The following is a 24,812-nucleotide window of genomic DNA, read 5'->3' on the forward strand; positions in this document are numbered from 1 at the left end:
CGGCGGGCCGGGTCAGACCGGGCGGAGCCAGAGGGTGGCGAGGGGCGGGAGGACGAGTTCGGCGCTGCGGGGCTGGCCGTTCCAGGGGGTGGGTTCGGCCTTCACCGGGCGGGAGTTGCCGAGGCCGCTGCCGCCGTAGGTCTCGGCGTCGGTGTTCAGCACCTCCTCCCAGAGCTGGTCGCGGCCGGCCAGGGCGGGCAGGCCGACCCGGTGGCCGTGCCGGACGACCGGGGAGAAGTTGCAGACGGCGACCAGCGGGGTGCCGTCGGCGGCGTAGCGGACGAAGGAGAGCAGGTTGTCCTCGGCGGCGCCGCCGTCGAGCCAGCGGAAGCCGTCCGGGGTGGTGTCCTGCTCCCAGAGCGCGGGGCTGGCGCGGTAGGTGCGGTTGAGGTCGCGGACGAGGTCCCGGACGCCGCGGTGGTCGCCGGCCGCCGGCCACTGCTCGTCGAGCACCCACCACTGCGGGCCCTGCTCGTGGTCCCACTCCGCGCCCTGGGCGAACTCCTGCCCCATGAAGAGGAGTTGCTTGCCCGGGTGGGCCCACATGAAGCCCAGGTAGGCGCGGTGGTTGGCGCGCTGCTGCCACCAGTCGCCGGGCATCTTGGAGATCAGCGCCTGCTTGCCGTGCACCACCTCGTCGTGCGAGATCGGCAGGATGTAGTTCTCCGAGTAGGCGTACACCATCGAGAAGGTGATCTCGTTGTGGTGGTACTTGCGGTGCACCGGCTCCTTGGACATGTAGACCAGCGAGTCGTGCATCCAGCCCATGTTCCACTTCAGCCCGAAGCCGAGGCCGCCGTTGTCGGTGGGCCGGGTGACGCCGTCCCAGGCGGTCGACTCCTCGGCGATGGTGACCACGCCGGGGCAGCGCCGGTAGACGGTGGCGTTCATCTCCTGGAGGAACGCGGCCGCGTCCAGGTTCTCCCGGCCGCCGAACCGGTTGGGGGTCCAGCCGCCGTCCTCGCGGGAGTAGTCGAGGTAGAGCATCGAGGCGACGGCGTCCACCCGCAGGCCGTCGATATGGAACTCCTCGCACCAGTACACCGCGTTGGCGACCAGGAAGTTGCGGACCTCGGTGCGGCCGTAGTCGAACTCCAGCGTCCCCCAGTCGGGGTGCTCGGCGCGCTGCGGGTCGGCCGGTTCGTACAGCGGCTCGCCGTCGAAGCGGGCGAGCGCGAAGTCGTCCTTGGGGAAGTGCGCCGGCACCCAGTCGACGATCACCCCGATGCCGTGCCGGTGCAGGGTGTCGACCAGGTACCGGAAGTCGTCCGGGCCGCCCAGCCGCGCGGTGGGGGCGTAGTAGCCGGAGACCTGGTAGCCCCAGGAGCCGCCGAAGGGGTGCTCCATCACCGGCATCAGCTCCACATGGGTGAAGCCCAGGTCCCTGAGGTAGCCCGGGAGCTCCTCGGCGATCTCCCGGTAGCCGGTGAGGTCGGGCCGCCAGGACGGCAGGTGCAGCTCGTACACCGACATCGGGGCCCGGTGGTGGGCGGTGCGGGCCCGGTGGGCCATCCAGTCGCCGTCCTGCCAGCGGTACGCGGAGGAGGTGACGACGGAGGCGGTGCCGGGCGGGCACTGGGCGGCGCGGGCCAGCGGGTCGGCCTTGTCGAGCACCCAGCCCTGCCGGGTGTGGATCTCGTACTTGTACTGGGTGCCCTCGGCGAGGCCGGGCACGAACAGCTCCCAGATGCCGGACGAGCCGAGCGAGCGCATCGGGTGCCCGGTGCCGTCCCAGTGGTTGAAGTCGCCGATCAGCCGGACGCCGACGGCGTTCGGCGCCCAGACCGCGAACGCGGTGCCGTCCACCCCGTCGACGGTGCGCACATGCGAGCCGAGGGCCTGCCAGAGCTGCTCGTGCCGGCCCTCGGAGATGAGGTGGAGGTCCAGCTCGCCGAGGGTGGGCGGGGTGCGGTAGCCGTCGGGCTGGACCAGCGGCTCACCGCCGGGGTAGGTCACCAGCAGCCGGTAGTCGGGCAGTTCGGTGCCGGCCAGCAGGCCGGTGAAGAGCCCGTTCTGCTGGTGGGTGAGCTCGGCGGGGCCGTGGGCGGTCTCCACCACCACGCGCTCGGCGAACGGGCGCAGGACCCGGATGGCGGTGCCGCCGTGCACAGGGTGGGCGCCGAGCAGGGCGTGCGGGTCGTGGTGCTCGCCGCGGAGCAGCCGGTCCACCTCGGCCGGTGGCAGCGGTGCCTCGGGCAGCCGCAGGGTGCCGGTGGGCACGGCGGCGGTCGCGGTGGCCGGGGCGACGGGAGCGGCACCGGAGGGCGTGGCGCCGGTGGGTACGGCGTTGGAGCGCACGGCACAGGAGGGCGCAGCGTTGGTGGGCACGGCGTCGGCAGCCGGCGTGCGGGCGGTCGCCGACGGCCGCGGTTCGGCCGACCGGGCCGTCACGGGTTCGCGCTGGGGGGAGTCCGCGTCCGCCAGGAAGGTGGCTGGCACGGGGCGGGTGGTGCGGCCGGGCGGGTCGAGCGGCGTCACGGCGGGGTCCTCCTGCGGAATCGGATGGCCGCGGGATCGTCGGCGGCGGGGTGGGCTTTCTCCGGGGCGGGCGGGCAGGCGTGGGTACGGAAGGCGCGGAAGCGGGGGGTGCTCAGACGGTCAGCGCGAGGCGGTTGATCGCGGCCAGCGGGATCGGCAGCCAGCCGGGCCGGTGCCGGGCCTCGTAGACCACCTCGTACACCGCCTTGTCGATCTCCAGGGCGCGCATCAGCTCCGGCGAGGCGGCCGGGTCGGTGCCGCCGCCGGCGGTGTAGCCGGCGCAGAAGGCGGTGCGGTTGCGCTGGGCCCAGGCGGCGGCGAGGTGGGCCAGCTCCGGGTCGGCCGGCCCGCCGGCCAGCAGGTGGGCGGCGGCGTAGTCGAAGGAGCGCAGCATCGCGGCGACGTCGCGCAGCGCCGTCTGCGGCTCGCGGCGCTCGGCGACGGACTTGGCCGGCTCGCCCTCGAAGTCCAGCAGCACCCAGCCGTGCGGGGTGCGCATGGCCTGGCCGAGGTGCAGGTCGCCGTGGATGCGCTGGACCGGCAGGCCGTCCGGGTGGGCGTCGGCGAGCTGCTGGAAGGCGGTGCGCAGGGCGGCCCGGTAGCGCAGCAGGCCGGGGACGGCGGCGACCGCGCTGTCCAGCCGGTCGGCCATCGCGGTGGCCAGCTGCCGGGTCTGGGCGCGGTCCAGCCGGGCGACCGGCATCGAGCGGGCCAGCACCCGGTGCACCTCGGCGGTGGCCCGGCCGAGCCGGTGCGCCTCGATCGCGAAGTTGCCGGGGGAGCGGTCGCCCTTGAGCCGGCCGACCTGGTCCAGCGCCAGCTCCCAGCCGTCCTCGGCCTCCGGCAGATAGCGCTGGAGCAGTCCGAGGGTGGCGGGTTCGGCGCGTTCCAGCCGGCTCTCGAACCAGGCGGCGACCCGGGGGATGCGGGTGGAGCCGGCCCGGGAGAGCGCGAGCGAGAGCTCCAGGTCGGGGTTGGTGCCGGGGTGGATCCGGCGGAACAGCTTGAGGATGTAGGAGGTGCCGTAGATGACCGAGCTGTTGGACTGCTCGGCGGTGGAGGCGCGGCCGGGGAGGTTGGCGGGCAGTCCGGAGCCCGGGGTGCGGCGGAACGAGAGGGAGCCGAACCGGTCGCCGGTGGCGAGATGCTCCAGCAGCCGCCCGGTCAGCTCGGGGTCGTGCACGGCGTCGTAGAGCGTCGCGCCGTCGTACGGGCCCTGGCTGAGGCGGCCGAGTACGGCGGTCGGTTCGATGTCCGAGGGGCCTTCCGAGCGGATGCCGAGCAGCAGTTGGTAGATGTCCCCGTGGGGCGCGCCGGCGGTGGTGGCGTGCTCGACCCGCAGCAGCAGGTGCAGCAGGGCGGGGTCGCCGACCTGGAGCGGGGTGCCGACCGCCGGGGTGAGGCCGGTGATGGGCCGGCCCTTGCCGGCGTACCAGCGCTGGGTCGGGAGCCATTCGGCGATCAGCGGCAGGGCTGCCTGGACGAGTTCGCTGACCCCCAGGGCGGTTCTCCGGGCCCCGGTGCCGCGCGCGCCCACCGGCGCGGCGGAACCGGCGGGGGTGTCGCGGTGAACGTGGGCTTGAGAACGGGAGGTTTCGGACATGACTCCCTTTCCCCGGAAGCGGGCGGACTGCCCGACGGGTCTGGCCGGGTCCGTCAGTCTTCCGGAATTCGGCGGCGCGGCGGCGACGGCACGCGAGCGGGGCTCAGGTGTCACGCCTTCGTGTGGGTGGCCGTTGGGCTGTTCTCCGTACGCGGTGGTCCGAAGACCTCCGGGGGCGCGGGGTCAAACTCCCGCGCCCCCGGGAGGTTTGGTGCGGTCGGTGGTGCGGAATGTGCTGAGGGGGTGCAGCGGAGGTGCCGGGGCGGCTCTGGCGGATCGTTACTTCGACCGCCTGGTCCCGCTCAGGCGCGGGGGCTGCCGGAGCTGGAACCAGTAGAAGCCGTGCCCGGCGAGGGTCAGCAGGTACGGCCACTCGCCGATCGAGGGGAAGCGCACCCCGCCGATCAGCTCGACCGGGTACCGTCCTCCGTACTGCCGCAGGTCCAGTTCGGTCGGTTGCGCGAACCGGGAGAAGTTGTTCACGCACATGACCAGGTCGCCCTCGTGCTCGCGCACGAAGGCCAGCACGGCGGGGTTGCTGGAGGGCAGTTCGGTGTACGTGCCGAGGCCGAACGCCGGGTTGAGCTTGCGGATCTCGATCATGCGACGCGTCCAGTGCAGCAGCGAACTCGAACTGCTCTGCTGCGCCTCGACGTTGGTCACCTGGTAGCCGTACACCGGGTCCATGATGGGCGGCAGACTGAGCCTGCCCGGGTCGGCGGAGGAGAAACCCGCGTTGCGGTCCGGCGTCCACTGCATCGGCGTGCGGACGCCGTCCCGGTCGCCCAGCCAGATGTTGTCGCCCATGCCGATCTCGTCGCCGTAGTAGAGCACCGGCGAGCCCGGCAGGGAGAGCAGCAGGGCGGTGAACAGCTCGATCTGGTTGCGGTCGTTCTCCAGCAGCGGGGCGAGCCTGCGGCGGATGCCCACGTTGGCCCGCATCCGAGGGTCCTTGGCGTACTCCGCGTACATGTAGTCGCGCTCCTCGTCGGTGACCATCTCCAGGGTCAGCTCGTCGTGGTTGCGCAGGAAGATGCCCCACTGGCAGCCGTGCGGGATGCGCGGGGTCTTGGCGAGGATCTCCGAGACCGGGTAGCGCGACTCCCGGCGGACCGCCATGAAGATCCGCGGCATGACGGGGAAGTGGAAGGCCATGTGGCACTCGTCGCCGCCGGAGCCGAAGTCGCCGAAGTAGTCGACGACGTCCTCCGGCCACTGGTTGGCCTCGGCGAGGAGCACGGTGTCGGGGTAGTTGGCGTCGATCTCCTTGCGGACCCGCTGGAGGAACTCGTGCGTCTCCGGCAGGTTCTCGCAGTTGGTGCCCTCGCGGGCGAACAGGTACGGCACCGCGTCCAGCCGGAAGCCGTCGATGCCGAGGTCGAGCCAGAACCGCAGCCCGGCGATCATCTCGTCCTGGACCCGCGGGTTGTCGTAGTTGAGGTCCGGCTGGTGGGAGAAGAACCGGTGCCAGAAGTACTGCTTGCGCACCGGGTCGTAGGTCCAGTTGGAGCTCTCGGTGTCGACGAAGATGATCCGGGCGTCCGGGTACTGCTTGTCGTCGTCGGCCCACATGTAGAAGTCGCCGTACGGGCCGTCCGGGTCCTCCCGGGAGGCCTGGAACCACGGGTGCTGGTCGCTGGTGTGGTTCATGACGAAGTCGATGACCACGCGCATGCCGCGGGCGTGCGCGGCGTCGACGAACTCCATGAAGTCGGCGAGGTCGCCGAACTCCGGCAGGACCGACTTGTAGTCGGCCACGTCGTACCCGCCGTCGCGCAGTGGCGAGGCGAAGAACGGGGGCAGCCAGAGGCAGTCGACCCCGAGCCACTGCAGGTAGTCGAGCTTGGACGTGAGCCCCTTGAGGTCCCCGATCCCGTCGCCGTTGCTGTCCTGGAAGGACCGCACCAGCACCTCGTAGAAGACCGCCCGCTTGAACCACTCCGGGTCCAGGTTCTTCTTCGAGGTCTCGGGGAAGGTGTCGGGGACGGGCTCGTTCACTGTCACGCTGGGTTCCTCCGAACCGTGAGGAGGTGAGCCGGCTCGGCAGAGGGATCGAGCCGGACGTAGTTGTGCCGGCCCCAGGTGTAGGCGGCGCCGGTGAGCTCGTCGTGCACCGTGAACGGCACGTCCGCCTCACGGCCCGGGAGGGCGATCGTGACGGTGGCCTCCTGGGCGTGGTGCGGGTCCAGGTTGACCACGGTGATGACGTGGTCGGTGAGGCCCTCGGGCGTGGTCGCGGTCTTGGAGAAGGCGAGCACCTGGTCGTTGTCGGTGGGGTGGAAGTGCAGGCCGCGCAGCTGCTGGAGGGCGGGGTGCCGGCGGCGCAGCCGGTTCAGCACGGTGAGCAGCGGGGCGAGGGTGTCCGTCCGGGTCCAGTCGCGCGGGCGCAGCTCGTACTTCTCCGAGTGCAGGTACTCCTCGGAGCCGGGGTGGGCCGGCTCGTTCTCGTACAGCTCGTAGCCGGCGTAGACGCCGTAGCTGGGGGAGAGGGTGGCGGCCAGGACGGCGCGGATCGCGAACGCCGCCCGGCCACCGGTCCGGAGGTACTCGTGCAGGATGTCCGGGGTGTTGGGGAAGAAGTTGGGCCGCATGTAGGCGGCGGCGTCACCGGAGAGTTCGGTGAGGTACTCGGTGAGTTCCTGTTTGGTGTTGCGCCAGGTGAAGTACGTGTACGACTGGTGGAAACCGATCTTCCCCAGGGTGTGCATCATGGCGGGCCGGGTGAACGCCTCCGCCAGGAACAGCACATCGGGGTCGGTGCGGGCGATGTCGCCGAGCACCCTCTCCCAGAACACCACCGGTTTGGTGTGCGGGTTGTCGACCCGGAAGATCCGTACCCCGTGGGCCATCCAGAAGTGGAGGATGCGGATGGTTTCCTTGACGATTCCATCCATGTCCTGATCGAAGTTGACCGGGAAGATGTCCTGGTACTTCTTCGGCGGGTTCTCGGCGTAGGCGATGGTGCCGTCGGCCCGGTGGCTGAACCATTCCGGGTGCTTGTTCACCCACGGGTGGTCGGGGGAGCACTGGAGCGCGAAGTCCAGCGCGACCTCCAGGTGCAGCGCCTCGGCCTCGGCGACGAAGTGGTCGAAGTCCTCGATGGTCCCGAGGTCCGGGTGGACGGCGTCGTGGCCGCCCTCCGGCGAGCCGATCGCCCAGGGTGAGCCGACGTCGTGCGGACCGGCCGTCAGGGTGTTGTCCGGGCCCTTGCGGAAGGCTCGGCCGATCGGGTGGACGGGCGGCAGGTAGACCACGTCGAAGCCCATCGCGGCGACGGCCGGCAGCCGTTCGGAGGCGGTCCGCAGGGTGCCGGAGACCGGCGGCTCGACGCCGTTCGGGTCCACCACCGCGCCCTCCGAACGGGGGAAGAACTCGTACCAGGAGCCGTAGAGCGCGCGCTCCCGGTCCACCTGGAGCGGCAGCGGGCGGGAGGCGCTCACCAGTTCGCGCAGCGGGTACCGGGCCAGCAGGTCCAGCACGTCCGGGGCGAGCGCGGCGGCCAGCCGGGAGAGCGGCGGCAGACCGGTGTCGCGCAGCGCGTCGGCGGCGGACAGCACGTGTGCCCGGCCCTCCTTCTTCGGCACGTTGGCGGCGGCCCGCTCCAGCAGCCGGGCGCCGTCCTCCAGGACCAGCGCGGTGTCGATCCCGGCGGGCAGCTTGACGGCGGCGGTCCGGCGCCAGGTGGCGATCGGGTCGCTCCACGCCTCCACCAGGTAGGACCAGCGGCCGGGTGCGGTCGGGGTGACGTACGCGCCCCAGCGGTCGCTGCCCTCGGCGAGCTCGCGCATCGGCGTCCAGGGGCCGCTGCGGCCGCGCGGGTCGCGCAGGACCGCATTGGCGTTCACCGCGTCATGGCCCTCGCGGAAGACGGTGGCGCTGACGAGGAAGGACTCGCCGGTGACGGCCTTGGCCGGGCGGCGGCCGGCGTCGACGAGGGGGCTGACGTCCAGGACGGGGATGCGGCCGATCACGGTGTCGCTCTCTGTCGTCTTGCGGGCGGAGGGCTTGCGGACGGGGGCATTGCGGGGGGCGGCCTTCGCGGGCGTACCGGCCCGCGCGGTGGCGGACCCGGCCGCGGGTGTGCCGGTGGGTGCGCCGGTCGGCCCGGCGGGTGTGCCGGTGGCGGCGGCGGTGCGGCGCTTCGTGGTGGTGCGCCTGCGCGGTGCCGCGGCCCGGTGCTCCTCGGCCCCCGGGTGCCGGGCCGGTTCGGCCCGTTCCGGAGGGACGGCCCCGGCCCCTCGGGGCCCCGGCATCGCCGTGTCTGCCCGACTGTCAGAATCCATCCGTCCGGCGGATTCCGCGACCGCTGCGTCGAGTGTGTCGGCCACCGGTGTGGACTGGTCCCGCGTGTCGCCGTGCATGCCAAACTCCTGCCCGAGATCGGCGGCAGCTCCCGCGGGCCGCGCGGGCCAGGGGAGTACCGGGAGGATTGCTGGGTGGGGAGGACGTGCGACCGGAAGCCTGCCCGCGCCGTCGTCCCCGGCAACCTGCCCGTCTCCCGCCGAGGCTGTGGCGGGAGGTCCCGGAACCCGTGTGCGTCCCGGCGCACGCCTCTGCGGGGACACCCCGGGGGGTTCCCGACCCACCCGTGAACGAGCAGGCCGAGTCGGAGGACACGCGTCGGTGCGCGGCGAGCGCCGAATGGGCTAAGGAGGATGAGGATCGATCAACGCGAAAAGGATTCGGACGTGCTGCTTCGAGAAGGGCGCCACCCTTCGCCGTACTCCCCGCAGCATCAACGACCTTCGTTCATCGTCGCACCGGGGGCAGGGTTTTCGCAGCGGTACGACAGTAGTTTCGGGCGTCGTCCGGGGCGGATCCTCCGGTGGAAATGGATCTGTTCCGCAGCGTTCACGCATTGGTAGCGCGTTCCCTCGGAAAGTGCGCCTCGCGCGCCCCCTGTGCAGTCCAATGCGCCGAATGCGATCTCATCAATAGGCCGAACGGAGTCCCAATAGCCCACTTGACGCACCCTCATGACGATTGCCGGGGCTACGCTTCACGCCGTGAAGGCAATCCGCAGATTCACCGTCCGCACCGTCCTGCCCGAACAACTCCAGCCGTTGCACGAGCTGGCCCTCAACCTGCGCTGGTCCTGGCACCCCGAGACCAGGGACCTCTTCCGGTCCGTGGACCCGGAGGTCTGGGCCGCGTCCGGTGAGGACCCGGTGCGCCTGCTCGGGGAGGTCCCGGCCGCCCGGCTCGCCGCACTCGCCACCGACCGGCGCTTCCTGCGCAGGCTCGGCGACCTCACCGAGGACCTGCGCGACTACCTGACCGGCCCGCGCTGGTACCAGAGCTCCCCGGCCGGGGACGACCAGCAGGCGGTCCGCACCCCGCTGCCCGCCGCCATCGCCTACTTCTCGCCCGAGTACGGCATCGCCGCCGCGCTGCCCCAGTACTCCGGCGGTCTCGGCATCCTGGCCGGCGACCACCTCAAGGCCGCCAGCGACCTGGGTGTGCCGATCATCGGCGTGGGCCTGTTCTACCGGCACGGCTACTTCCGCCAGTCCCTCAACCGGGACGGCTGGCAGCAGGAGCGCTACCCCCTGCTCGACCCGGACGAACTCGCGGTCAGCCTGCTCCGGGAGAGTGACGGCGCCCCCTGCCGGATCGACCTCGCCCTGCCCGGCGGCCGCACCCTGGCCGCGCACGTCTGGAAGGCCCAGGTCGGGCGCGTCCCGCTGCTGCTGCTCGACTCCGACATCGAGGCCAACTCGCCGGCGGAACGCGACGTCACCGACCGCCTCTACGGCGGCGGCAGCGAGCACCGGCTGCTCCAGGAGATGCTGCTCGGCATCGGCGGCGTCCGCGCCGTCCGCGGCTACTGCCGGCTCACCGGCCACCCCGCGCCCGAGGTCTTCCACACCAACGAGGGCCACGCCGGCTTCCTCGGCGTCGAGCGGATCCGCGAACTGATCGCCGACGACGCGGCCGGCCCCGGGCTCGACTTCGCCGCCGCCCTGGAGGCCGTCCGGGCCGGCACCCTGTTCACCACCCACACCCCCGTCCCGGCCGGCATCGACCGCTTCGACCGCGAGCTGGTCGCCCGCCACTTCGGCGGCGACGCCGCCCTGCCCGGCGTCCAGGCCGAGCAGGTGCTCGCACTCGGCGCCGAGACCTGGCGCGGCGGGGACCCGAAACTGTTCAACATGGCGGCCATGGGCCTGCGGCTCGCCCAGCGCGCCAACGGCGTCTCCACCCTGCACGGCGAGGTCAGCCGGTCCATGTTCAACGGCCTCTGGCCCGGCTTCGACGTCACCGAGGTCCCGATCACCTCCGTCACCAACGGCGTCCACGCCGCCACCTGGATCGACCCGGCCGTCGTCCGGCTCGGCGCCGCCGAACTCGGCGCCGACCGCGCCGAGGCCGCCATGACCACCGGCGACGCCAAGCGCTGGACCGGCCTGGAGCGGATCGGCAACACCGAGGTCTGGGAGCTGCGCCGCAACCTGCGCGCCCAGCTGGTCGACGAGGCCCGCCAGCGGCTGCGCACCTCCTGGCGCCAGCGCGGCGCGGGCGAGGCCGAGCTCGGCTGGGTCTCCTCGGTGCTCGACCCGGACGTCCTCACCATCGGCTTCGCCCGCCGGGTGCCCTCCTACAAGCGGCTCACCCTGATGCTGCGCGACCAGGAGCGGCTGCGCGCCCTGCTGCTGCACCCCACCCGGCCGGTGCAGATCGTGGTCGCGGGCAAGGCCCACCCGGCCGACGACGGCGGCAAGCGGCTGATCCAGCAGATGGTCGCCTTCGCCGACGATCCGGTCGTCCGGCACCGGATCGTCTTCCTGCCCGACTACGACATGGCGATGGCCCAGCACCTCTACCCGGGGTGCGACGTCTGGCTGAACAACCCGCTGCGCCCGCTGGAGGCCTGCGGCACCTCCGGGATGAAGGCCGCGCTCAACGGCTGCCTCAACCTCTCCGTCCTGGACGGCTGGTGGGACGAGTGGTACGACGGCCAGAACGGCTGGGCGATCCCCACCGCCGACGGCACCGGAGGGGTGCTCGACCCGGAGAGCGTCGAGGCCGAGCGGCGGGACGACATCGAGGCCGCCGCGCTGTACGACCTGATCGAGAACCAGGTGGCCGCCCGGTTCTACGACCGCGGTGCGGACGGGCTGCCGCACCGCTGGATCGCCATGGTCCGGCACACCCTGGTCACCCTCGGCCCCAAGGTGCTGGCCGGGCGGATGGTCCGTGAGTACGTCGAGCGGCTGTACGCCCCGGCGGCGCTGGCCCAGCGGGAGCTGGCGGCGGCCCGTCCGGGTGAGGGCCCGTACGCCGGGGCGCGCGTGCTGGCCGGCTGGAAGGCCCGGATCCGCGAGGCCTGGCCGGCCGTCCGGGTCGAGCACGTCGAGGCGGAGAACCGGGACGAGGCGCAGGAGCTGGGCAGTGCGCTGGCGCTGCGGGTGCAGGTCGCGCTGGGCACGCTGGAGCCGGACGACGTCGAGGTGCAGGTGGTGTCCGGGCGGGTGGACGAGTCGGACGGCATCTCGGACGCCTGCCTGCTCGCGCTCAAGCCGGTGGGCGGCCCGGACCTGGACGGCCGCACCCGGTACGAGGGCTCGCTGGAGCTCTGCCGGACCGGCCCGTTCGGTTACACCGTCCGGGTGCTGCCGGCCCATCCGGGCCTGGCCTCGCCGGCCGAGCTGGGCCTGGTCACGCTGCCGGCCGAGTCCGCGGGGATGGACGCGGGGCTGCTGCGCTGATGATGCCCTGACGGTGGGGTGGGGAGACCGACACGGTCTCCCCACCCTCCTAGACCAGGCTGTTCCGCCAGGCCTGGTGCAGTTCGGCGAAGCGGCCGGAGCCGTCGATCAGTTCCTGCGGGGTGCCGTCCTCCACGATCCGGCCCTCGTCCATCACCAGCACCCGGTCGGCGATCTCCACGGTGGAGAGCCGGTGGGCGATGATCACGGCCGTCCGCCCGGCCAGCACGGTGCGCATCGCCCGCTGGACGGCCTGCTCGCCCGGGACGTCCAGGGAACTGGTGGCCTCGTCCAGGATCAGCACGGCAGGGTCGGCCAGCAGAGCTCGGGCGAAGGCGACCAGCTGGCGCTGCCCGGCCGAGATCCGCCCGCCGCGCTTGCGCACATCGGTGTCGAAGCCGTCCGGCAGCGCGGCGATGAACTCGTGGGCGCCGATGTCCCGGGCGGCCTGCTCGACCTCCTCGCGGGTGGCGCCGGGGCGGCCGATCGCGATGTTCTCGGCGACGGTGCCGGAGAAGAGGAAGGACTCCTGGGTCAGCATCACCACGCCGCGCCGCAGCTCCGCGGTGGCGAGGTCACGCAGGTCCACGCCGTCCAGGGTGATCCGGCCGTCGGTCGGGTCGTAGAACCGGGCCAGCAGCTTGGCCAGCGTCGACTTGCCCGCACCGGTCGCGCCGACGACGGCCACCGTCTGCCCGGCGGGCAGCACCAGGTTGAACGGCGGCAGCACCTCCTTGCCGGTCCGGTAGGCGAACTGGGTCTTCTCAAAGCGCACTTCCCTGCCTCGCGCGCTCGCCTCCGGGCGCTCGGATCCGGCGCCGACGTTCCTCGCTCCGGCACTCCCTCCTCCGTCGGTCGCTTGTCGCTCGTCGCTTTCGGCGCCGGCGCGCCCTTCGGCTCGGTGCGGGGTGCCTCGCGCGCCCGTCAGGGCGGGCAGCTCGACGGGCTGGGCCGGCTCGGCGACGGTCGGCTCGTGGGCGAGCAGGCCGGAGATCTTCTCCAGGGCGGCGGCGGCCGACTGGTAGTTGTTCAGGAACATCGCCAGCTGGTCGATCGGTTCGTAAAGCCGGTGCAGGTAGAGGACGAAGCCGGTGAGCACGCCCAGCTCCACCGCGCCGTCGGTGACCAGGAAGGCGCCGAGCAGGACCACGCCGGCGGTCCAGACGTTGGCGACGGTGCGGGAGAGGCCGACGTAGCGGGCGATCTCCAGCAGGCCGTCCCCGGTGGCGGTGGCCGACTGCCGGTTCACCTCGGCGAAGGCGGCGTCGTTGGCCCGCTCGCGGCGGAACGCCTGCACCGGGCGGATGCCGTTCATGGTCTCGGTGAAGCGCACGATCACCGAGGCGGCCGAGGTGCGCGAGCGGCGGTAGACCCGGCGCGAGCGGACCCGGAACGAGCGGGCGATCAGACAGAGCGGCAGGAACGAGAGCAGCGAGACCAGGCCGAGCTGCCAGTCCATCACCAGCAGCAGCACCGAGATGTAGAAGACCGAGAGGGAGACCGTCAGCAGTTCCTGGAGGCCTTCGGAGAGCAGCTCGCGCAGGGCGTCCACGTCGCTGGTGGCGCGGGAGATGATCCGGCCCGAGGTGTAGCGCTCGTGGAAGTCGAGGCTGAGCCGCTGGGCGTGGCGGAAGATCCGGCCGCGCAGGTCCAGCAGGATGTCCTGGTTGACCCGGGCGCTGATCCTGATGAACGCCCACTGCAGCACGGTGCTCAGCACGGCGCAGGAGAGATAGGCGGTGACCACCGCGACCAGCGGGCCGGCGTCGTGCTCGCGCAGGGCCGGGACGCCCCGGTCCATCGCGATGGCGACCAGCAGCGGGCCGGACTGCAGAGCGGCCTGCTGGACCAGGATCACCACCATCGCGATGGTGACCCGGGCCCGGTGCGGGCCGAGCAGTGAGCGCAGCAGCGCCCGGGGCGCGCCCGGCGGGACGGGGATGTCCTCCTCGTCGACCGGGGGCGGCAGCTCGTCCTCGGCCGGCCGGCTCTTCTGGGCCCGTTCGGTGGGCTCGATCGTGGTGGTCATCGGGCGGGACTCCCCTTCGGTACGAGGGCGGCCTCGCCCGACATCAGTTCGCGGTAGCGCGCCGAGGAGCGCAGCAGCTCGTGGTGGGTGCCGACGGCCTCGATCCGGCCGTCCGCGAGGACGGCGACCCGGTCGGCGAGCAGGACGGTGCTCGGCCGGTGGGCCACCACCAGGGCGGTGGTGGAGCCGAGCACCTGGCGCAGTGCCCGTTCGACCAGTGCCTCGGTGTGCACGTCCAGCGCGGAGAGCGGGTCGTCCAGCACCAGGAAGGCCGGGTCGCCGACCACCGCGCGGGCGAGCGCGAGCCGCTGGCGCTGGCCGCCGGAGAGGCTGAGGCCCTGTTCGCCGACCTCCGTCGCCACTCCGTCGGGCAGTTTGTCGACGAAGCCGGCCTGGGCGGTGGCCAGTGCGGCGGCCAGCCGGCCGTCGTCGGCGCCGGGCGCGCCCATCAGGACGTTCTCCCGGACGGTGGCGGAGAACAGGGTGGGCTCCTCGAAGGCCACCGAGACCAGTTCGCGCAGCCGCTCCCGGGACAGTTCGCGGATGTCGCGGCCGTCCAGGGTGATGGTGCCGGCGGTGGCCTCGTACAGACGGGGGAGCAGCGCGGTGAGCGTGGTCTTGCCGCTGCCGGTGGCGCCGACCAGGGCCATCGTCTCGCCGCTGCGGATGTGCAGGTCGATGCCCTGGAGCAGGTCGGGGGTGTCGGGCGGGGCGTCCGGGTAGCGGAAGCGGACGCCGCTGAGCCGGATGCCGTCGCCGGTGGTGCCCGGCTCCCGGCCGGGGGCGTCGGCCTGCTCGGGCCGGTCGGGCCGGTCGGCCGGTTCGGGCTCGTCCAGCACCTCGAAGAAGCGGTCGGTGGCGGTGGCGGCCTCGTTGGCGCTGGCGAGCAGCCAGCCGAGCGACTCGACCGGCCAGCGCTGCGCGAGCGCGGTGGAGAGGAAGGCGACCAGGGCGCCGGCGCTCAGCTCGTCGTGGGCGACCAGGTAGGCGCCGGCGGCGAGCGCGCAGCCGAGGGCCAGCTCGGGAAGGCCGACGACGACCGCCCAGAGGGTGGCCAGCAGACCGGCCTTCTTCAGCTCGGTGCGGCGCAGGTCGTGGGCCTGCGCGTGGAAGCGCTCGGTCATCGAGCGGTGGCGGCCGAAGGCCTTGAGGATGCGGATGCCGAGGATGGACTCCTCGACGACGGTGGCGAGGTCGCCGCTCTGGTCCTGGGCGAGGCGGGCGGCGCCGGAGTAGCCGGCTTCGAAGCGCCGGGTCAGCACGATCAGCGGCAGCGCGGGCAGCAGCACGATCAGCGCGAGCCGCCAGTCCTGGGCGAACATCAGCGCGGTGCCGGCCAGGAACATCACCGAGTTGACGATGAGGAAGACCAGCGGAAAGGTCAGGAACAGCCGCATGGTGTACATGTCGGAGGTGGCCCGGGAGAGCAACTGACCGGAGCCCCAACGGTCGTGGAAGGAGATCGGCAGCCGCTGGAGCCTGGCGAAGAGGTCGCCGCGCATCGCCGTCTCCAGCTCGGCCAGCGGGCGGGCCAGGAGCACCCGGCGGGTGTAGAACAGCGCGGCCTCGGCCAGGCCGAGCGCGAGCAGCAGGCCGACCAGCGGCCAGAGCGCGTCGAGGTCGTGGTCGGCGATCGGGCCGTCCACGATCCGGCCGAGCACCAGCGGGACGCCAAGCAAGCTGAACATGGCGAGCAGGGCGGCGGTGATCGAGGCGGCCAGCCGCCAGCGGACCGCCCGGGCGTAGGGCCAGAGGCGTAGCAGGGAGCGGGTCGTCGACCGGTGAGCGGGCGCGGCGGGCGCGGCGGTCTCGGTGGTCGGTGTGGTCGGTGTGGTCGGTGCGATCTGCTGGGGCTGGAGGCCAGGTGGGCCCTCCTGCCGCTGGCCCGGCGGTGGTGGTGCTTCGGGCAGCAGGGTGTTTAGGTTCTCGGCCATCGCGGTGAGGGTAAGCAGATATCCGGTCATTTCTCATCCGGGTTTCGGACCTATCGACGAGAACCGGCCACCTGTGCGGACCCGTACGGATCCGGGTGCGTGCCTGCCCGGCTCCGCCCGGTTCCGCCCGGCCCGGACGGGCCCGGACCGGCCCCGACCGGCCCCGACCGGCCCCGCACGGTCTCGGCGGACGGAATCACCCGGACGGGCGGGGCGCGTGCTGCCTTGAGGGGCGCGTGTGGCGAATGGTGCATATCGCCATGCTTCGTGCGCCTCTCGTGTGCACTCCGCAGCCACCCGATGACAACTTCTGACGGAAAGTCACTATGCTGACGAAGGAAGGACGATGACGGTCACGACCGAGCGGGCTCCAGGAGCGGCGGGCCCCCGGGCCCGGACCCAGCAGAGCCTCAGTGTCGAGGCGGCGAAGAATCTCGCCACCACGACCAGGTCCGTACCGCAGATGCAGGAGATCGGCTCGCGCCGGCTGCTGCGGATGCTGCCCCGGGGCCCGGCGGCCGCTACGTCTGCGTCACCGGCTGTTCCGACGACGTGATGGGTCTGCGGCCCAGGGCGGTCAGCCGGATCGACGGGCACTACCTGCAAGGAGGGGAGTTTCCACTACCTGATGATCGTCGCCGACAAGGTCTGATCAGTCGCCGGCCGCGGGCGTGCGCAGCAGCTGGAGCGAGTGCCCGCCCAGCAGCACGGTGTCCTGCGGGCGGCACGTGGGTGCGGGCGCGTCCGCGGTGGTGTCGAGCACCGTCTCGTACGCCGTCTGCGGCGCGGTCCAGGGCTCGCCGGGCAGGGTGAAGGGCAGCGGCTCCGGGCCGGCGTTGAGCAGCAGCAGGAAGCTGTCGTCCTGCAACGGGCGGCCGGACGGGTCGCGTTCGGCCGTCGCGGCGCCGGAGAGCAGCATGCCGAGGCAGGCCGTCGGGGCGAACCAGTCGGCCTCCGTCATCTCCTTGCCCAGCGGAGTGAACCAGGCCAGGTCGGGCCGGCCGCCGGGGGCGGGGGCCCGGCCGGAGAAGAACGCCCGCCGGCGCAGCACCGGGTGGGCGCGGCGCAGCCGGACGAGCCGGGCGGTGAGCTCGCGCAGCTCGCGCGGGGCCGGGTCGTCCAGCAGCGACCAGTCCAGCCAGCTCACCTCGTTGTCCTGGCAGTAGGCGTTGTTGTTGCCGCCCTGGGTGCGGCCGAACTCGTCCCCGGCGGTGATCATCGGGACACCGGTGGAGAGCAGCAGGGTGGCCATCAGATTGCGCAGCTGGCGCTGCCGCAGGGCGGTGACGGCGGGGTCGGTGCTCTCGCCCTCGGCGCCGTGGTTCCAGGAGCGGTTGTCGTCGGTGCCGTCCCGGTTGGCCTCGCCGTTGGCCTCGTTGTGCTTGCGGTCGTAGGAGACCAGGTCGCGCAGGGTGAAGCCGTCGTGGGCGGTGATGTAGTTGACCGAGGCGTACGGGCGCCGCCCGCCGCGCTGGTAGAGGTCGGAGGAGCCGGAGAGCCGGTAGCCGAGTTCGCGGACGTCCGGCCGGGCGCCGCGCCAGAAGTCCCGGACGGTGTCGCGGTACTTGTCGTTCCACTCGGCCCAGAGCGGCGGGAAGTTGCCGACCTGGTAGCCGCCCGCTCCGACGTCCCAGGGTTCGGCGATCAGCTTGACCCGGCTGAGGACCGGGTCCTGGGAGACGGCGGCGAGGAAGGGGTGGTCCATGTCCACGCCGTCGGCGCCCCGGGCGAGTGCGGCGGCGAGGTCGAAGCGGAAGCCGTCCACGCCCATCTCGGTGACCCAGTAGCGCAGCGAGTCGGTGATCAGCCGGACCACCTGGGGCCGCCGGGTGTCCAGGGTGTTGCCGCAGCCGGTGTAGTCGGCGTAGCCGCGGGCGCGGTGCGGCGGGAGGCGGTAGTAGCCGGAGTTGTCGATCCCGCGCAGCGAGAGGGTGGGGCCGAGTTCGGCGCCCTCGGCGGTGTGGTTGTAGACCACGTCGAGGATCACCTCGATCCCGGCGGCGTGCAGCGCGCGCACCATCCGCTTGAACTCGCCGACCTGGCCGCCGCGCCCGCCGGCGGCGGAGTAGCCGGCGTGCGGGGCGAAGTAGCCGATGGTGTTGTAGCCCCAGTAGTTGACCAGTCCGCGCGCCTGGAGGTGGTCCTCGGAGGCGTGCTGGTGGACGGGCAGCAGCTCGACGGCGGTGACGCCGAGGCCGGTCAGGTGCTCGATCGCGGCCGGGTGGGCGAGGCCCGCGTAGGTGCCGCGCAGCTCGGGCGGCACCCCGGGGTGACGCATGGTGAAGCCGCGGACGTGCAGTTCGTAGAGCACGGTCTCGGCCCACGGGGTCTTGGGCCGGTGGTCGTCGTACCAGTCGTCGTCGTCGTGGACGACCACGGACCTGGGCACGTACCGGGCCGAGTCGCGGTTGTCCCGGACGGTGTCCGCCACGTCGGCCTCGGGCCAGTTGCGGACGGCGCCGCAGACGGAGTCGTGGGAGGTGTAACAGCCGTCGATGGCCCGGGCGTACGGGTCGAGCAGCAGTTTCGCCGGGTTCCACCGGGCGCCGGTCCACGGGTCCCACCGGCCGTGGACGCGGAAGCCGTAGCGGGTGCCGGGCCGGACGCCGGGCAGGAAGCCGTGCCAGGTCTGGAAGTTCTGCTCGGTGAGCGGGTGCCTGCTCTCCTGGCCGTCCTCGTCGAAGAGGCAGAGCTCGACGGCCTCGGCGCCGGCCGCCCAGAGCGCGAAGTTGGTGCCCCGCCGGCCGTGGGCGTCGGTGCGGAAGCGGGCGCCGAGCGGTTGCCAGCTGCCCGGCCACGGTGGCTCGGCGGCGGGTCCGCCGTGCGGCCGTGCTGCGGCTTCCAGCTCCTGTCCTGACGCCATGGCCGTACCCTCCCTGAGCGGGGTGTCCCGGACCCCGTTCACTTCCTTGTTCCCTGATCCTGCTGATCGGAAGCCGCTGAACGGTGGCCTACCGGCGGATGGCCGTTCGGCGTCGGCCACGGGTGTGGGGTTTTCGCGGCCTCCGCGTGTCCTGTCGGGATTGTCCTCGTTGTGCGGGGTATCGGACGGACGTGGCGGGAGGCCCTGGAATGCGGCCGGGAGTACGGGTTTGGGCACGGCGTGCGGCGGCGCTGGGCTGCTGCCTGGCGGTGCTGACCGGGTGCACCGGCGGGGGCGGCCCGGCCGGGGGACCGGGCGGCGGTGACGCGGTGGCCGCGGGCCATGCGCCGCCGGCGGCCGTCTCCAGGGCGGTGGTCACCGTGCTGCCCGCCGACGGCGCCCAGGACGTTCCGCCGGAGGGCCCGGTCCGGGTGACGGCGGAGCAGGGGCGGCTGGTCTCGGTCCGGCTGGCCGACGCCAAGGGCACGGAGCTGCCCGGGACGGTCTCCGGGGACGGTGCCTCCTGGCTGCCGGACGGGCCGCTGCCGCTGGCCACCGCCTTCACCCTGGACGCGGTGGCCGAGGACGGGCGGGGCCGGCAGGCGGCCCGGCACGCGGCGTTCTCGACGGTGGCGCGGGCGCACACCTTCGTGGCCTTCTTCACCCCGGAGGACGGCAGCACGGTCGGCGTCGGCATGCCGGTCTCGCTGAGCTTCAGCCGGCCGATCACCGACCGCGCGGCGGTGGAGCGGGCGGTGGCCGTGACGGCGGAGCCTGCGGTGCCGGTGGCCGCGCACTGGTTCGGCAACCGGCGGCTGGACTTCCGTCCGCAGCGGTACTGGGAGGCCGGGACGAAGGTCTCGGTGGCGCTGCGGCTGAAGGACGTCCAGGGTGCGCCGGGCGAGTTCGGCACCCAGTCCAAGGACATCGTGTTCACCGTCGGCCGGGCACAGGTGAGCACGGTGGACCTGGACGCGCACACCCTCACCGTCCGCGCGGGCCAGGGCGGCACGGTGGTGCGGACGCTGAAGGTGTCCGGCGGCAGCCCGGACCACTCCACCTACCGGGGCGCGCTGGTGGTGTCGGAGAAGTACAAGGTGACCAGGATGAACTCGCAGAGCGTCGGGATGGGCGACGAGTACGACATCAAGGACGTGCCGCACGCGATGCGGCTGACCGCCTCCGGCACCTTCGTGCACGGCAACTACTGGGCCGATCCGAGGGTGTTCGGCACCGCCAACACCAGCCACGGCTGCATCGGCCTGGCCGACGCCAAGGGCGGGGGGAGCAGGGAGACCCCGGCGGGCTGGCTGTTCGAGCACACCATTCCCGGGGACGTGATCGAGGTGAAGGCCTCCGTCGGGGAGGTCGTCCCGCCGCAGAACGGCCTCAACGGCTGGAATCTGCCCTGGGACCAGTGGCTCGCCGGGAGCGCCCTGGCACCGGGGTGATCTTCACTCAGAGGCAACCCGGTGATTCACCGGCCTCCGCCCGGGATTCACTCATATGGCCCGGCTATCCTGCTTGCCGCGCCGAAGACCGGCGCGAAAGATCGCCGGTCAGGTGCAACCCGTCCGGGTAGTCGCGCGTCCATCAGGAGTGGACACCGGGAGGGGAGAGACCGTGAAGCCGGTTAGGGCGGCCGATGCCGCGATAGGGATCACCAGCCGTCGAATGCGCCGTGGTGCGGTGGCACTGATGATGGGTGGGGTGTTGTTGCTCACCGCGGCCTGTTCGGACGACAAGGGCAGCGACAAGGGGAGCAGCAACGACACCGCGACGGCGGGTGGGACGGCGGCGCCGGGGCAGACCTCGGCCGAGCCGAAGACCTCCGCCGCGGTGCTGACGGTCGAGCCCAAGGACGGTGCCCAGGACGTGGCGCCGACCAACGCTCTTCAGGTGGCGGTGGCGAACGGCAAGCTCACCGCGGTCGAGGTGACCGACAAGGAGGGCAAGCCGGTCGAGGGGGCGATCACCGCGGACGGCACCGGCTGGAAGCCCAGCGCCGCGCTCGCCGTCGGCATGGCGTACAAGGTGAACGCGCAGGCGAAGGACGCCGACGGCCTGGTGGCCGCGTCGACCACCTCGTTCACCACGCTGACGCCGGACAAGAAGATCTCCACCAACGACAACATCACCGACAACGCCACCTACGGCGTCGGGATGATCGTCTCGGTGGTCTTCAACAAGGACGTCAAGAACAAGGAGGCCGTCGCCAAGGGCATCACCTTCGCGACCAGCGACGGCACCGAGGTGAAGGGCCACTGGTTCGGCGCCCGCCGGGTGGACTTCCGTCCGGCCGAGTACTGGAAGCCGGGTACCAAGGTCACCATCAAGTACCGGCTGAAGAACGTCGAGGTCTCGCCGGGCGTCTACGGTGACGTGGACAAGGACGAGCCGTTCACCATCGGCCGCTCGCAGGTCTCCACCGCGGACTCCGCCACCCACCAGATGACGGTGGTCCGGGACGGCGTGAGCAGCACGGTGCCGGTGACCCTCGGGGACGAGAAGAACCCGTCGTGGAACGGCACGATGGTCGTCATGTCCAAGGAGAAGGTCACGCGGATGAACTCGGAGACCGTCGGCCTCGGCGGCGAGTACGACATCAAGGACGTGCCGCACGCGATGCGGCTGACCACCTCCGGCACCTTCGTCCACGGCAACTACTGGGCGAACCCGTTCGGCAAGACCAACGCCAGCCACGGCTGCGTCTCGATGCAGGACACCAAGGGCGGTGGTGACAACACGGTGGCGGGCAAGTTCTTCAACGACTCGATGATCGGCGACGTGGTCACCATCAAGAACTCCAAGGAGAAGACGGTCGCGCCCGACAACGGGCTCAGCGGCTGGAACCTCACCTGGGCCAACTGGTAGGCACTGCCCCGGCGGTGGCTCCGGTAAAGCCACGGCCTGGAACGACGGCCGGCCCGGTCCCCGTAGCGGGGACCGGGCCGGCCGCCGTTTCCGGGCGGATCGCCGCCCGGACGACGAAACCTTTCCCGGGTGCCGGGGCATCTATCAGTCGGGGTCCGCGTGGTTCGGAGGCCAACGCGGTTCAAGGATCCGCGGGTTCGCGGGTTCACGGGAGGAGTCGACAGTGAGATCGATACGCACGGTGGTGGCCGCCGGGGTGCTCGGCGGGGTGATGGTGCTGACCAGCGCCTGTGGCGGCGGGGGCAGCGGTAGCAGTGGGGACGGCGGCGCGGCCAGGGCCGAGCTGGGGGCCGGCGCGGCCGCGGGGGCCGCGCCGACCGCCTCGGCCGCCGCCCCGGCGGGTGCGGGCGCGACGCCGAAGGTGTCGCGGGCGGTGCTGGACATCCAGCCGAGGAACGGCGCGGTGGACGTGGCGCCGAACGGCGCGCTGAAGGTCTCGGTGGCGGGCGGCAGGCTCACCACCGTCAAGGTGAGCGACCGGAGCGGCCAGGAGATACCCGGCTCCATCGCGGCCGACGGCGGCAGCTGGACCCCGGCCGCGGGCCTCACGGTCGGCACCGGCTACCAGGTGAGCGCGATGGCGGCGGACGCCGACGGCGTGGTCGCCACGGCGGACAGCGCCTTCACCACGCTGACGCCGGAGCGGGAGGCCAAGGCGCGCGACAACGTCGACAACGACGCCACCTACGGCGTCGGGATGATCGTCTCGGTGGCCTTCGACAAGGACGTCAAGAACAAGGAGGCCGTCGCCGAGGGCATCACCTTCGAGACCAGCGACGGCACCGTGGTGAAGGGCCACTGGTTCGGCGCCCGCCGGCTGGACTTCCGCCCCGAGGCGTACTGGAAGCCGGGGACCAGGGTCACCGTCCACTACCGGCTGAAGAGCGTGGAGATCGCCCCGGACGTGTACGGCGGTGTGGACCGGGACGAGCCCTTCACGATCGGGCGATCCCAGGTTTCGACGGTTGACGCCAGGACCCACCGGATGACGGTGGTTCACGACGGCCGGAGCTCCGTCGTGGACATCACCTCCGGTTCGACCGAGCACCCCACCTGGAACGGCACCATGGTCGTCATGTCCAAGGAGGGCGTGGTGCGGATGCAGTCCAGCACCCTGCCCGGGATGACCGGTGCGCCGTACGACCTGATGGTGCCGCACTCGATGCGGCTGACCGATTCGGGTACGTACGTCCACGGCAACTACTGGAGCGACGCCTTCGGCGAGGACAACGTCAGCCACGGCTGCGTGGGCCTCAAGGACGTCAAGGGCGGCGGGAGTTCGACCTCGGCGGGCGAGTTCTACGACGGCTCGCTCGTCGGCGACATCGTGACCGTGCAGAATTCCTCGCGCGGCCAGGTGGCTCCGGACAACGGTCTGAGCGGTTGGAACCTGCCCTGGAGTGCCTGGTAGGAGCGGGTTCGCGGCAACCTGGGCTTGACGCGGGGTCGGCCCGGGTTGCATCCGGCATATGCCGACGCGACGGTGATCGTTTGCTCATTGTCCGTACGCGGCCGCTTGCGTTCCGCAATGATGGACCGCATGGCGGGTTGGGGCGAAACAGATCAGTCATCACTTCAGGTGTCCAGCTTGGTCACCGAGGCATCGTGGATGTGCTTCCAGGAGGCGCTGGCGGCCCTGGAGAGGCTCAGCTCCAAGGAGCTGGAGCATATGTACTTCGACCGGCTGAGCGACGAGTCGGGGCCGGGCGAGGTGCGGCTCCCGTCCAGGCCCGAGTCCGGTCCGCTGGCCCGTCGGCTGGTGCTCTCGGTGCTGCAGACCTGGGAGCTCCACCAGCAGCTGGAGGTCGGCGAGCTGCTGACCAGCGAGCTGGTGGCCAACGCGGTGCGGCACGCGGCGGGCCGGACGATCGGCCTCCAGCTGGCGCGGAAGCCGGGCTGGCTGCGGGTGGAGGTACGGGACTCCTCGCGAGCGCTGCCCTGCATGATCCTGGCCGACACGAGCCCGGTCAACGAGCGCGGGCGCGGCCTCAGAATCGTCGACGACCTGGCCGACCGCTGGGGCGCCGACCTGATGCCGCGTGGCAAGAGCGTCTGGTTCGAACTGAAGGTCCGCGAGCGTCACTGATCCGCCCGGGAAAACATGTGGGGCCCCCGAGGTCACCGTGGTTCGGTGCGTGGGGGCCCCTGCAAGTCATCGCGCCGGCCAAGGGGGTGCGTGCCGCGCGATGGGCGACGGCTGCGCCAGGTCGGGCCAGCCGTAGTTCGCGCCCAGGGCGGGGTCACTGTCGTCCGCCGTTGGACTGCTCCGACTATCGCATGGATCTCAGCATGCGGGCAAACCAGATGGCTTCGATTGAAAGGCTTGTAACCTAGTTCACCTTTGGAATTTGCATGAGTTAACGCCACCGCCTGTGATTATTCACAGTGCCGAGGCAATGGCCTACTGGATCGTGCGCCACGGGTTCCGCAGCGAGAGCATCGGCGTGTCCACGCCCAGCTTGGCCGCGGTGCTGTGCAGTGACTCCCGCAGGTACGGGTAGAGCACCGTCACACCGACCTTGTCGACGAACTGCTGCTGGAGGTCGGCCGGCAGCTCGAACGGCTCGCCGACGGAGAACGCGGCCACCGCGTCCACGGCGAAGTCCGCCTGGGCGCTGCCCAGCTCCAGACGGCAGCGCACCTCCAGGGTGGTGCCGTCGTCGCCCTGCCGCAGCCACACCAGGAACGTGGTGCGGTTGTCGGCCTCGTCGCGCGGCTCCTGCTGATCGAACAGGCGGCGGCCCGACACCTCCAGGAAGGTGACCTCCTCCAGCTCGGTGGCGTCCGCGATCTCGTCGAACGTCCGGAAGCGCCGCACCTGCCGCCGGGTGGACAGGCCCGCCATCAGACCGTCACCGGTCGCTGGCTGTCGTCGCCCCAGGCCGCCGGCCTGGCCCGGTGACCGCGCCCGCGGACGGCCACCTGGACGTGCACCTCGACCGGCGCGGGCTTCCAGGCGGGCGTGAGGTCCGCACCGGTGTGGTCGACCATGCTGTGCAGCCGGGCGCCGACGGCCCGGGCGTAGCGCTGCAGGGTCGAGTAGCGGGCGTCGCCGCCGACGCGTTCGAACTCCGAGACCGTGGACTGGGACGTCCCCATGCGCTGCGCCACCTCGCGCTGGGTGAGGCCGCGCTTGGTCCGGGCCACGACCAGCGTCTCCACCAGCTCGGCGTAGGCCTGTGCGTCCTCCAGGCCGGCTGCGGTGCGGGGATCGTCCGGATCGATGCCGAGAAGATCATGCAATGTGGGTGCCATGGTCGCC

General features: G+C 72.0%; 14 protein-coding genes and 1 pseudogene. 6 read left to right on the top strand and 9 right to left on the bottom strand.

Annotated features, from left to right (window positions below; all coding sequences use genetic code 11):
* Positions 1–12 precede the first annotated feature (12 nt).
* From glgB to ACIQIB_RS15885, 4 genes are all read right to left on the bottom strand, one after another.
* The gene (glgB, locus tag ACIQIB_RS15870; RefSeq protein WP_400758415.1) at positions 13–2,478 is read right to left on the bottom strand and encodes a 1,4-alpha-glucan branching enzyme; all 2,466 of its coding nucleotides are present in this window, start codon (positions 2,476–2,478) and stop codon (positions 13–15) included.
* A 112-nt stretch (positions 2,479–2,590) separates the two neighbouring features.
* The gene (locus ACIQIB_RS15875; protein WP_363604868.1) at positions 2,591–4,081 is read right to left on the bottom strand and encodes a maltokinase N-terminal cap-like domain-containing protein; all 1,491 of its coding nucleotides are present in this window, start codon (positions 4,079–4,081) and stop codon (positions 2,591–2,593) included.
* Positions 4,082–4,360: 279 nt separating this feature from the next.
* Complete coding sequence (treS, locus tag ACIQIB_RS15880; protein WP_363604869.1) at positions 4,361–6,085, bottom strand: maltose alpha-D-glucosyltransferase; 1,725 nt, start codon at positions 6,083–6,085, stop codon at positions 4,361–4,363.
* On the bottom strand, positions 6,082–8,052 hold the full coding sequence (locus ACIQIB_RS15885; protein WP_400758488.1) for an alpha-1,4-glucan--maltose-1-phosphate maltosyltransferase: 1,971 nt from the start codon (positions 8,050–8,052) through the stop codon (positions 6,082–6,084). The genes treS and ACIQIB_RS15885 overlap by 4 nt, the downstream gene beginning before the upstream one ends.
* A gap of 1,035 nt (positions 8,053–9,087) precedes the next feature.
* On the opposite strand from ACIQIB_RS15885, the gene glgP reads away from it, so the two are divergent.
* A complete protein-coding gene (gene glgP / locus ACIQIB_RS15890) occupies positions 9,088–11,790 on the top strand; it encodes an alpha-glucan family phosphorylase (RefSeq protein WP_400758418.1) in 2,703 nt (900 codons plus the stop codon).
* 49 nt (positions 11,791–11,839) lie between these two features.
* On the opposite strand, the gene ACIQIB_RS15895 is transcribed toward glgP, so the two are convergent.
* Complete coding sequence (locus ACIQIB_RS15895; RefSeq protein WP_400758420.1) at positions 11,840–13,819, bottom strand: ABC transporter ATP-binding protein; 1,980 nt, start codon at positions 13,817–13,819, stop codon at positions 11,840–11,842.
* Positions 13,816–15,753, bottom strand: coding sequence for an ABC transporter ATP-binding protein (locus ACIQIB_RS15900; protein ID WP_363604875.1), 1,938 nt, complete (start codon positions 15,751–15,753; stop codon positions 13,816–13,818). The genes ACIQIB_RS15895 and ACIQIB_RS15900 overlap by 4 nt, the downstream gene beginning before the upstream one ends.
* Positions 15,754–16,099: 346 nt before the next feature.
* Here ACIQIB_RS15900 and ACIQIB_RS15905 point away from each other — a divergent pair.
* A pseudogene (locus ACIQIB_RS15905) lies at positions 16,100–16,258 on the top strand (Crp/Fnr family transcriptional regulator); the annotation flags it as partial.
* A 147-nt stretch (positions 16,259–16,405) separates the two neighbouring features.
* Here ACIQIB_RS15905 and glgX read toward each other — a convergent pair.
* On the bottom strand, positions 16,406–18,616 hold the full coding sequence (gene glgX, locus ACIQIB_RS15910; RefSeq protein ID WP_363604876.1) for a glycogen debranching protein GlgX: 2,211 nt from the start codon (positions 18,614–18,616) through the stop codon (positions 16,406–16,408).
* A 209-nt stretch (positions 18,617–18,825) separates the two neighbouring features.
* Between glgX and ACIQIB_RS15915 the strand changes: the two genes are divergently transcribed.
* From ACIQIB_RS15915 to ACIQIB_RS15930, 4 genes are all read left to right on the top strand, one after another.
* Complete coding sequence (locus tag ACIQIB_RS15915; protein ID WP_363604878.1) at positions 18,826–20,067, top strand: Ig-like domain-containing protein; 1,242 nt, start codon at positions 18,826–18,828, stop codon at positions 20,065–20,067.
* A 250-nt stretch (positions 20,068–20,317) separates the two neighbouring features.
* A complete protein-coding gene (locus ACIQIB_RS15920; RefSeq protein ID WP_363604913.1) occupies positions 20,318–21,490 on the top strand; it encodes an Ig-like domain-containing protein in 1,173 nt (390 codons plus the stop codon).
* 223 nt (positions 21,491–21,713) lie between these two features.
* A complete protein-coding gene (locus ACIQIB_RS15925) occupies positions 21,714–22,961 on the top strand; it encodes an Ig-like domain-containing protein (RefSeq protein WP_400758423.1) in 1,248 nt (415 codons plus the stop codon).
* 117 nt (positions 22,962–23,078) lie between these two features.
* The gene (locus ACIQIB_RS15930) at positions 23,079–23,636 is read left to right on the top strand and encodes an ATP-binding protein (RefSeq protein WP_400654678.1); all 558 of its coding nucleotides are present in this window, start codon (positions 23,079–23,081) and stop codon (positions 23,634–23,636) included.
* A 315-nt stretch (positions 23,637–23,951) separates the two neighbouring features.
* On the opposite strand, the gene ACIQIB_RS15935 is transcribed toward ACIQIB_RS15930, so the two are convergent.
* Together ACIQIB_RS15935 and ACIQIB_RS15940 are read right to left on the bottom strand one after the other, a co-directional pair.
* Complete coding sequence (locus tag ACIQIB_RS15935) at positions 23,952–24,395, bottom strand: hypothetical protein (RefSeq protein WP_400654681.1); 444 nt, start codon at positions 24,393–24,395, stop codon at positions 23,952–23,954.
* Positions 24,395–24,805 (bottom strand): helix-turn-helix transcriptional regulator, encoded by a 411-nt coding sequence (locus ACIQIB_RS15940; protein WP_363604884.1) that lies wholly within the window; start codon positions 24,803–24,805, stop codon positions 24,395–24,397. Before ACIQIB_RS15940 ends, ACIQIB_RS15935 begins: the two co-directional genes overlap by 1 nt.
* Positions 24,806–24,812: the final 7 nt, after the last annotated feature.

The organism is Kitasatospora sp. NPDC092286, assembly GCF_044755565.1.
Lineage (GTDB): Bacteria > Actinomycetota > Actinomycetes > Streptomycetales > Streptomycetaceae > Kitasatospora.